This is a genomic window from Burkholderia sp. AU30280 (assembly GCF_020420125.1).
Classification (GTDB): domain Bacteria; phylum Pseudomonadota; class Gammaproteobacteria; order Burkholderiales; family Burkholderiaceae; genus Burkholderia.
In genome coordinates this window covers 458,292-467,928 of the sequence record NZ_JAIZRY010000006.1, presented here as the reverse complement: position 1 = coordinate 467,928, position 9,637 = coordinate 458,292, and the positions used below count along the sequence as shown (strand labels likewise).

Here is a 9,637-nt window from a genome sequence, read left to right as displayed (position 1 = left end):
CCGACGAAGCCGACGAAGCCGACGAAGCCGACGAAGCCGACGAAGCCGACGAAGCCGACGAAGCCGACGAAGCCGACGAAGCCGACGAAGCCGACGAAGCCGACGAAGCCGACGAAGCCGACGAAGCCGACGAAGCGACATCGGTCGTTGCGGCCGGTTCCGCGAAATGCGTGATCGCCGCGTGGAGATTGGTCGCAGCGACACGCGCGAGCGGCGGCAGCGTGTCGGTCGGCGGGAGCGAGAGCGTCACGTCGACCGGGTAGCCGCCCTGGTCGAGGATGTCGGCCATCTCGTCGAGCGTCGCGGCGATCGGTGTGGCGTATGCGTCGGGCAGGCGCGCGTCCGGTTCGCGATCGGCCAGCGCGACGCCAACGAGCAGCGCGGTGCTCGATGCCACGGCCTGCCGCAACGCCGCGAAGTCGGCGGCGGACGACGAGCCTTCGAGTTTCGACAGCTTGAGCCAGGTGAGCAGTTGCTTGTCGCCTTCATGCAGGCTGGCGTCGAATGCGTCGCGCGCCGCATCGTCGCCGCGCAGCCGCTGCGCGGCAAGCCGCAAGCGCTTCGCGAGTTGCGCGTGCGCGAGCTTGCGCGGCGACGGTGCGATCAGCAGGTTGACGACGATCGCGACACCGACCGGGATCGCGATCGTCAGCCAGATGTACAGCAGCGCGCGCGTCGCAGCTTCGCCGAACGGTGCGAGGCCGAGCTGGTCGAGCCCGAAGCCGACGATCATCGCGAGGATCGCGCCGACCGGGCGCAGCTTGCTGGCCGACGTCAGGTACAGGAGGCCGACCGACAGCACGGCCATGCACGCGACGCGCAGGATCGAATAGTCGATGCTGAAGATCGCGATGCCGAGCACGAGCCCGATCACGATCGTGACGATTACCAGCAGCGCGGCCGCGAGCACGACGCTCGTCACGCGGTCGGCACGGATCATGAAGAACACGACGTACGCGGACAGCGCGGCTTCGGGCGTGCCGTAGGCGGCCGTCACGAGCGCGGTCAGCGCGCAGATCAGCGCAACCCGCACGGCAATCGACATGCGCCCCGGAAACGGCGCGAGCAGTCGCAGGACTTCGCGCGGGCCCGGCGAGCGAACCTCAGCGGCAGGCAGTGCCATGCCGGACCTCGACGATCGCACTGGCGCCGACGCGCACGAGCGTGCCGTCGGGTTCGTCGAGCTTCACGCGTACGGGGAAGCGCTGCGCGACGTGCACCCAGTTCACCGAGTTCTGCACGATCGGCAGCGTGCGCGGCAGGTTGATGCGGGCGCTGTCGGCGATGCCTGCACCGATGCCGACGACCTTGCCCGTCAGCGGGCGGCTGCGGTCGATCATCGAATAGACGGTCGCGCAGTCGCCGACCGCGATGCGGCTCAGCGACGTCTCGCGGAAGTTGCCGACGGCGAACCATTCGCTCGCGTCGATCAGCGTGAAGATCGACTGGTTCGGCGCAAGGGTTTCGCCGGCGAGCACGCTCAGGCCCGTCACGAGGCCATCGTGCGGCGCGCGCACGACGGTGTCTTCGAGCGCGTGCTGCGCGCGGGCCAGCGCGGCCTCGCGCGCATGCAGCGTCGCGATCGCGTCGGCCTCGTCGCCGATCGTCTGCGCGGACGCGCGCTGCTGTTCCTGTGCCTGTGTGAGCGACACGGCCGCGTCGTGCTGGCGGACCTTCGCCTGGTCGAACTGTTGCGCACTGACGTAGCCCTGCGCGGCGAGCGGTGCGAGCCGGTTCACGTCGCGCGTCGCAAGGTCGTGATTCTGCGTCGCGCGCTTGACCTGCTCGGCCGCCACGGCCGCGTTCGAGCGCTCGCCGATCAGCGAACGGCGGCGCGTGTCGAGCGATGCGCGCGCGAGCTCGAGGTCGGCCTGCGCCTGCGCAACCGTCAACCGGTACGGCACCGGATCGATGACATACAGCAGGTCGCCCTTCGCGACGCGCTGGTTTTCATGCACGGCGAGCTGCACGATGCGGCCGCCGACCGGCGACGCGACGTGCACGACGTCCGCGTCGATCGATGCGTCGTCGGTGGACGGATAGGCCGTCGTGCGGTGGTACGCGTACACGAGTGCCGCGATGCCGAGTGCGACGATCGCCACGCCGATCACGCGGCCTTTGATGGAGGGGCGGGCGATGCCGGCGGCCTTCATGCGAACGGCCCCGTGCCGGTGAGCCACACGATTACCGCGACCATGAGCCCGATCGCGGTGCAGACGGCAAGCTGGTAGGGCACCGTGGCAGCCCAGCCGGTCGCGACGAAGACGCGGTGCGCGACGATCGCGCCGACGACACCGACGATCGCGCTGACGAGCCAAAGCGGGAAATACGCGCCGAACAGGACGTACGACGGAGCGCCGCGCGATGCGCAGCCCGCGAGCGGCAGGGCTGGCGCCAGGACGGCGGCGACGCGCAAGGGCGCGCGCGGCGTTGTTTTTCTCATGGTGTGACGAGCTCGACGTTGGGGGTGGATGCCGGGCGCGGCGCAATGCGGATCGTCGCCGCGACGACGATTCCAAGATACGGAGCCGATAATAAATCAGCGCGATGCGGACCGCCAGCCACCCGCCCGCCCGGCGCACCGTGTGGGGATTGTTGGTCTGGGGCGCGCGTGCGCACGTTCGGCACTGCATTGCTGCGATGATGGTCGGCCCGTCGCGATTCTGCCAGTGGAAGCTCGCGTAGGGTTGCCGACGGGATGTAAAGGATCGTCAGACGAACGGAGGGTGGCTGATTTGTCGTGTCGACAGCGCGGAATCGGTGCGGAAACGGCCGATTGCCGTTCGAACACGCAGGAATGTGGTCGATCCGGCAGATCGGGGGGATGTTGACGAGCAGGGCGGCCGGATTGCGTGTGTGGCGCGGCAGCGTGTCGCGATCGATGACGCAGATCTGCGGCGGACGTACGGCCTGAACCGTATGCTCACCCACGAGAGTGACGACGCGCAGTGCCATCGACTCTGCATGGCGTCGCGCGGTGCCTGCGGGCAAGACGCGGATATTCGCGTCGATCATCCAGCCGCCGTTCTCGACATGGTTGATCCGGATGCGCAAGCGCAGCGTGCGCTGCATCTCGGTAACGAGGGGCTTCGGGAAAGCGTCAACGTCGCTCGCGTCGGGCGGGCCGATGCAGCCGCGGTCAAGTGTGGCGGCGCGCGGCGTCGAAGCCAGGCCGGCGGCCGGTCGTCAAAGTCGCGATCTGTGTACCATCGCACGTATGGCGCGACGCGCGGCACGGAGCCTCTCGGCCTCGTGCGATACGCGACGCGGAAGCGGTATCGGCATCGCAACGAAGGTGAGCGTTCCATGCGAAGTTTCTTTGTCCGGTTCATTGCAATCGGCGTGTTGTTCCATCTGTACGTCGGGATTCGGATCATTCCCGATGCGTTCGCGTCGCCGGTCGCGCGCACGATCGCGGCGCTCGTGCTGGCGAGCTTCGTCGTGCTGATCCCGGTCGGCATGTTCTCGCGGCGCTTCGACGAAGGCTGGGCCGCGACGCTGGCCGGCTGGGCCGGCTCGCTCGTGATGGGCTTCTTCTCGTCGCTGCTCCTGCTGACGTTCCTCCGCGAATTCGTGCTGCTCGGCGTGTTCGGATGGCGGCATCTCGGGCATGACGGCGCGTGGCCCGGCGCCGCGACCGACACGGCGCTCGGCGTGCTGGCCGGTGCCGTGCTCGTCACCGCGATCGGGTTCGTCGGTGCGCGCCGCACGGCCGCGGTCAAGCGCGTGTCGATTCCGGTCGCGGGGCTGCCGGCCGGGCTCGACGGGCTGACGATCGTGCAACTGTCCGACATCCACGTCGGGCCGACGATCAAGCGGCCGTACGTCGAACGGATCGTGCGCGCGGTCAACGCGCTCGATGCCGACCTCGTCGTCGTGACGGGCGACGTGGTCGACGGCTCGGTCCAGCGCCTGCGCGAACACACGGCGCCGCTCGGCCGCATGGAGTCGCGGCACGGCACCTTCCTGGTGACGGGCAACCACGAGTATTACGCGGGCGCGCATGCGTGGATCGACGAATTCCGGCGCATCGGGCTGACGGTGCTGCTCAACGAGCACGTGCTGATCGAGCATGACGGTGCACACGCGGTGCTCGCGGGCGTCACCGATTTCACGGCGGGCGGGTTCGATCCCGCCCATCGCAGCGACCCCGTTCAGGCGCTGGCGGGTGCGCCGCGCGACGTCGGCACGAAGATCCTGCTCGCGCACCAGCCGCGCAGCGCGGAAGCGGCGAATCGCGCCGGCTTTACCGTGCAGTTGTCGGGGCATACGCACGGCGGCCAGTTCCTGCCATGGCCGCCGTTCGTGCGGCTGCAGCAGCCGGTGATCGGCGGGCTGAGCCGCTTCGGCGACCTGTGGCTCTACACGAGCCGCGGCACCGGATACTGGGGGCCGCCGAACCGCTTCGGCGTGCCGTCCGAGATCACGCTGATCCGGCTGACGCGCGGCGGGTAGGGCCGGCCGGCAGGGCGGAAGAAAGCGGCCCCCTCGGCAAGGCAGGCTGCGACACGCCGCGATGATGGCGTGATGCGCGTACCCGCTTCGCGGGCCGCGGCGGATTCCTTTCACCAGCGAATGACAGCGCATGGCAGCGGGCGACGCCGTTGGCTAGTATGCAGGCATGCACCGTTCGCTCCGTTCTTCGCCCGCTTCCCTCGACATGTCGACGCCCGATCTCTTCGCTGACACGCCCGCGCCCGACGTGGACTGGTACCCGGCTTGGCTGGCGCCGTCCGATGCCGATCGCGCGCTGACCGCGTTGATCGGCGAGGTCGCGTGGCAACAGGACACGATCCGCACGCCGCGCGGACGCATTCCGTTGCCGCGGCTGACCGCATGGCAGGGCGAGCCGGATGCCGTCTACGTCTACTCGGGGATCCGCAACGTGCCGGCGCCGTGGACGCCGGCCGTGCTCGACCTGAAGCGCGCGGTCGAGGCGACGTGCCGCGCGCGTTTCAACAGCGTGCTGCTCAATCGCTACCGCAACGGGCTGGACAGCCTCGGCTGGCATGCGGACAACGAGCCCGAGCTTGGCGATGCGCCGGTGATCGCATCGGTGAGCCTCGGTGCGATGCGCGTGTTCGACCTTCGCCATCGCCAGACGGGTGTCACGCATGCGTATCGCCTCGAGCATGGCAGCCTGCTCGTGATGCGTGGCCGCACACAGGCCGAGTGGCAGCATCGCGTGCCGAAGGCGCCGGGCGTGCAGGGCGAGCGCGTGAACCTGACGTTCCGCTACGTGATGCCGGCCGGCACGGGCCGGTAAGCCCCTCGTCATCGAGGTACCGGGAGCATCGGGCGCTTCGCGCCCCGTTTTACGGTTCACAGGCAACCGAGGCAGGCAAGCGGTCGCATGTGCGGCACGTTGCCGCATGACCACTGCGCCGTGCGTGCTGAATTGGCGCTGAGGCCCGTGCCATATGGGCTGCAGGTAAATTTCATCGACCGGTCGGTTCCGATAGATGAGTGAAACCTCTGATGGTGCGTCGCAACAATCCTTGACTACACTGCCGAATGGCAGAAGCGCGTCGCATCCCGGCGCGATCCTTTCGACATGCCCCAAGCGTTGCCGACGCGGTGCGCAAGGGGGCAGGAGCAAAACGCGTGACTGTATTCGACCCTTCCTTCGAACCCTCGCTGCACGTCTTTGAACAAGACGGCGGATGGCAATGGGCGCTGACGGTGAAGCGGGCGACCGGTGTCGGCGTGAAAGTCGTCGCGTTCAGCCGGGAAGGCTTTCGCGGCGAAGCCGAGGCCTACGCCGCCGGCCAGCTTGCCCGCGCCGAGTATGACGCCGCCGTGACGGCCTGACGCCGTCGCGTCGATTCCGCCCGAGGATCGTCTTCACTGTTCACCGCCCGCCGCCGGGCGGTTTTTTCCAATCTTTTTTCAGTTTTCCGCTTGCCCACGCGTCGTGCTGCACGACGCGCGACAGCGCATGCGGCGTTCCTGCGCGCCGATTCGTCCGCGCTCGCCGCGCCAAATGGTCCGTACCATTCGACACGTGTGTGCCATACGCCGCGCTTAACGTCCCTGCACGGCGCCCGTCGCGCCGGCGATGCGGCTTCGCGCCGCGATTTGAACGCCGGACGCCGGACGCCGACCCATCGACAAGAATGCAGGTCATGTGCGACGACAGAACCGACTACAACCGCCATGCGCGTGGCGGATCGCGCACGGCGCGGGCGCCGGAACGGGGATTCACGCTGATCGAGGTGCTGATCGCGCTGGCGATCGTCGCCGTGGCGCTGGGCGCCGTGATGCGCGCGATCGGCGCGCTCGCGTCGGATACCGACATGGCGCGTATGCGCCTGCTCGCGTTATGGAGCGCCGACAACGCGCTCGGCGAGATCCGCATCGCCTCGACCTGGCCGTCCGTCGGCACCAACACGTTTGCATGTCCGCAGGGCCGCTACCGCTTCGTATGCCGCCAGTCGGTGGCCGCGCTGCCGAGCCCGCTCGTGCGTCGCGTGACGGTGAGCGTGTATCCGTCCGCATCGAGCCGCAACGTGCTCGCCGAAGTCGTCACTGTGATTCAGAATGAAGCGCGCCGCTGACCCGCGCGCGGTGGCGCGTGACCGTGCCCGCGGCTTCACGCTGATCGAGATGCTGGTCGCGATCGCGCTGCTCGCCGTGATCGCGCTGCTGTCGTGGCGCGGCCTCGATGCGACGATCCGCGGCCGCGACGATATCGCGTCGAATCTGGCGCAAACGCGTCTGCTCGGCCGCTACTTCTCCCAACTGCAGTTCGACCTGACGAACCTCGTCACGCCCGACGAAGTGTTCGGGCCGCCGCTGCGCATCCGCCCGGGCGAACTCGTGATGGTGCGCCATCTTGGCGTCGGCGGCGGGCCGACGCAGATGCAGGTGGTGCGCTACCAGCTCAACGGGCGCGAGCTCGTGCGCAGTGCGTCGCAGCCGCTCGCGTCGCTGGCCGAGGTGGACGACGCGCTGCATCACATGGACGCGTTTGTGCGCGTGGTGGTCAGCAACGATGCGCGTTCGATGCAGCTTTCCGTGTGGATTCCGCCTGGCGGATGGACGACGAGGCAGGCCGACATCGAACAGTCCTATGCGCAATTTCTCGCGCAGCACGGCATCAGCAACTTCACGTCGATCGGCGTGCCGGTGCCGCGCGGGGTCCGCTTCTCGGTGACGATGGGCGCGCCGGCGGTCGAATACGTGCGGACGATTCCGATCGGCCAGTGACGGCGGCGTGCGCTGCCCCGGCACGGCATGTGTTCCGTCCCCCGGACAAAATGGTCCGTAACTTTCGTCATACGTCTGTTATTGCCCGTCCGTTAGTCTCGTGACGAGCACGGCTGCCGCGACCGGTTCCATCGAACCGGATCGGCGGCGGCATCGGCAAACGGGAAGGGGGCGAACGTGACGGTCGAGCACCGGCATGAGGCACACGCGGGGGCGTCGGGACTCGACGCGCGTGGAGAACGGCAATCGGCGGCGATCCTGAGCCGCGCACAAAACTGGCACAGCGCCGGGCGATTCGACGACGCCGCGCGCGAATATCTCGCGGTGCTCGAGAAGGAGCCGGACAATCCCCAGGCATTGCACCTGTACGGCATCCTGCAGTTCCAGCGCGGTGCGGCGGACGATGCCGAAGCGTTGCTGCGCCAGTCGATCGCGATCGCACCCGGCACGCGCGTGCTGTCGGATCTCGGCGCGATCGCCGGCGAGCGCGGCCGCGTCGGCGAGGCGCTCGAGCATTTCGCGGCCGCGCTGCGAACGACGCCCGACGACGTGCAGACGCTCGTGCGCCGCGGCAACACGCTGCTCGGGCTGCGCCGCCATGACGACGCGCTGGCGTCGTTCGACCGAGCGCTCGCGGTATCGCCGCTGGTGCTCGATGCGCTGTGCAATCGCGGCAGCGCGCTGCGTGCGCTGCGTCGCTTCGACGAGGCGCTCGATACCTACGATCGCGCGCTGATGGTCGACCCGCGTTCCCTTGAATCGTGGTTCAACCGCGGCCTCGTACTGCGCGAGATGCAGCGGCCGGCCGATGCGCTGCAGTGCTTCGAGCGCGCCAACGCGATCCGGCCCGGCATGGCCGCGATCATGGCCGAGCGCGGCCGCACGCTGATCGATCTCGATCGGCCGGGCGAGGCGCTCGACGCATTCAACGAAGCGATCGCGGCCGATCCCGGGCGGATCGACGTGCTGTACAACAGCGCGGTCGCGCTCGAGCGGCTCGGCCGCGCGGACGAAGCGCTCGCCCGCTGCGAGCGCGTGCTGGGTCTCGATCCGGACCATGTCCGCGCCCATGCGAGCCGCGGCAACGCGTTGCTGCAGCTCAAGCGCCACGACGATGCGCTGGCTGCCTATGCGCGTGCGCTGGCGCTCGATCCGCACTCGGCGGAGACCTTGTGCAATCGCGGCACCGCGTTGCGTTACCTGAAGCGTTACGACGAAGCGCTGGCAAGCTACGACGCCGCGCTTGCGCGCGACGCGCGGTTCGCCGAAGCGTGGACCAACCGCAGCAGCGTGCTGCAGGACCTGCATCGCTACGACGAAGCGATGGCGTCGCTCGACCGCGCGCTCGCGCTGCGCCCCGATCACGCGACGAACTGGCTCAACTGCGGCAACCTCCATTTCGAAACGGCGCGCACGGACGATGCGCTTGCCGCGTACGACCGCGCGATCGCGCTGCAACCCGACTACGCCGAAGCGCATTTCGCGCGCGCGTCGCTGTATCTGATCGACGGCGATTTCGCGCGCGGCTGGCCCGAGTACGAATGGCGGCTGCGCGATGCACAGCTTGCGCGGCACTACCGGCCGTTCGTGCAGCCGGCGTGGCAGGGCGACACGCCGCTCGACGGCCTGACGGTGCTGATTCACGCGGAGCAGGGGTTCGGCGACACGCTGCAGTTCTGCCGCTATGTGCCCCTGGTGGCGGAACGTGGCGCGCGGGTCGTGTTCGAGGTGCAGCCGCAGTTGCGCGCGCTGATGGCGTCGCTGCCTGGCACGGCCCATGTGATCGCGCGCGGCGACCCGTTGCCGGCGTTCGACTGCCAGACGCCGTTGTTGAGCCTGCCGCATGCGTTTCGCACGGAAGAAGCCACGATTCCGCAACCGGGCCCTTATCTGCATGCCGACCCGCAGCGCACGCGCCAGTGGGAAGCGCTGCTCGGCGAGCGTCGGCGGCCGCGGATCGGGATCGCATGGGCAGGCAACCCGGGGCACCGGAACGATCACAACCGGTCGATCGATTTCTTGCGGCTCGCGCCGCTGTTCGATCTCGACGTCGACTGGATCAGTCTGCAGACGCCCGTGCGCGAACGCGACGCGGCGCTGCTCGCGGCCGCGCCGGTGCTTCGCGTCGACGACGAACTAGGAGACTTCGCGGACACGGCCGCGCTGATCGGCGCGCTGGATCTCGTGATTGCGGTCGATTCCGCCGTCGCGCATCTGGCGGGTGCGCTGGGCCACGCGGTCTGGGTGCTGCTGCCCGATCCGGCGGAGTGGCGCTGGATGCGTACGCGCGGCGACAGCCCGTGGTATCCGTCCGCGCGGCTGTTCCGGCAGGCGGCGCCGGGTGACTGGACGGGCGCGATCGAGGCGGTGTGTGCCGCGATCGAGCCGATGACACGTTAGACACGATACGCGATACCAACAGCGACAA

General features: G+C 68.8%; 9 protein-coding genes and 1 pseudogene. 6 read left to right on the top strand and 4 right to left on the bottom strand.

The features are described from left to right. From LGN17_RS17155 to LGN17_RS17140, 4 genes and pseudogenes are all read right to left on the bottom strand, one after another. Positions 1–1,123: pseudogene (locus tag LGN17_RS17155) on the bottom strand (FUSC family protein); the annotation flags it as partial. After that, positions 1,104–2,153: a multidrug transporter subunit MdtN gene (gene mdtN / locus LGN17_RS17150; protein ID WP_226197848.1), complete on the bottom strand. Its 1,050-nt coding sequence runs from the start codon at positions 2,151–2,153 to the stop codon at positions 1,104–1,106. The pseudogene LGN17_RS17155 and the gene mdtN, both read right to left, overlap by 20 nt. Then, on the bottom strand, positions 2,150–2,443 hold the full coding sequence (locus LGN17_RS17145) for a hypothetical protein (RefSeq protein WP_175957753.1): 294 nt from the start codon (positions 2,441–2,443) through the stop codon (positions 2,150–2,152). The genes mdtN and LGN17_RS17145 overlap by 4 nt, the downstream gene beginning before the upstream one ends. Beyond that, positions 2,440–3,072, bottom strand: coding sequence for a hypothetical protein (locus LGN17_RS17140; RefSeq protein ID WP_226197847.1), 633 nt, complete (start codon positions 3,070–3,072; stop codon positions 2,440–2,442). The genes LGN17_RS17145 and LGN17_RS17140 overlap by 4 nt, the downstream gene beginning before the upstream one ends. A gap of 234 nt (positions 3,073–3,306) precedes the next feature. Between LGN17_RS17140 and LGN17_RS17135 the strand changes: the two genes are divergently transcribed. From LGN17_RS17135 to LGN17_RS17110, 6 genes are all read left to right on the top strand, one after another. Further along, positions 3,307–4,455, top strand: a complete 1,149-nt coding sequence (locus LGN17_RS17135) for a metallophosphoesterase (protein ID WP_226197846.1) — start codon at positions 3,307–3,309, stop codon at positions 4,453–4,455. Between the two features lie 166 nt (positions 4,456–4,621). After that, entirely contained in the window at positions 4,622–5,266 is a 645-nt protein-coding gene (locus LGN17_RS17130) for an alpha-ketoglutarate-dependent dioxygenase AlkB family protein (protein WP_226197845.1), read from the top strand. A 338-nt stretch (positions 5,267–5,604) separates the two neighbouring features. Then, positions 5,605–5,811: a hypothetical protein gene (locus tag LGN17_RS17125; RefSeq protein WP_059585120.1), complete on the top strand. Its 207-nt coding sequence runs from the start codon at positions 5,605–5,607 to the stop codon at positions 5,809–5,811. Between the two features lie 314 nt (positions 5,812–6,125). Beyond that, positions 6,126–6,557, top strand: a complete 432-nt coding sequence (gspI, locus tag LGN17_RS17120; protein ID WP_043179123.1) for a type II secretion system minor pseudopilin GspI — start codon at positions 6,126–6,128, stop codon at positions 6,555–6,557. After that, complete coding sequence (locus LGN17_RS17115) at positions 6,541–7,209, top strand: type II secretion system protein J (protein WP_226197844.1); 669 nt, start codon at positions 6,541–6,543, stop codon at positions 7,207–7,209. The genes gspI and LGN17_RS17115 overlap by 17 nt, the downstream gene beginning before the upstream one ends. A 177-nt stretch (positions 7,210–7,386) precedes the next feature. Continuing rightward, positions 7,387–9,609, top strand: a complete 2,223-nt coding sequence (locus LGN17_RS17110) for a tetratricopeptide repeat protein (protein WP_226197843.1) — start codon at positions 7,387–7,389, stop codon at positions 9,607–9,609. The last annotated feature ends 28 nt before the right edge of the window (positions 9,610–9,637 follow it).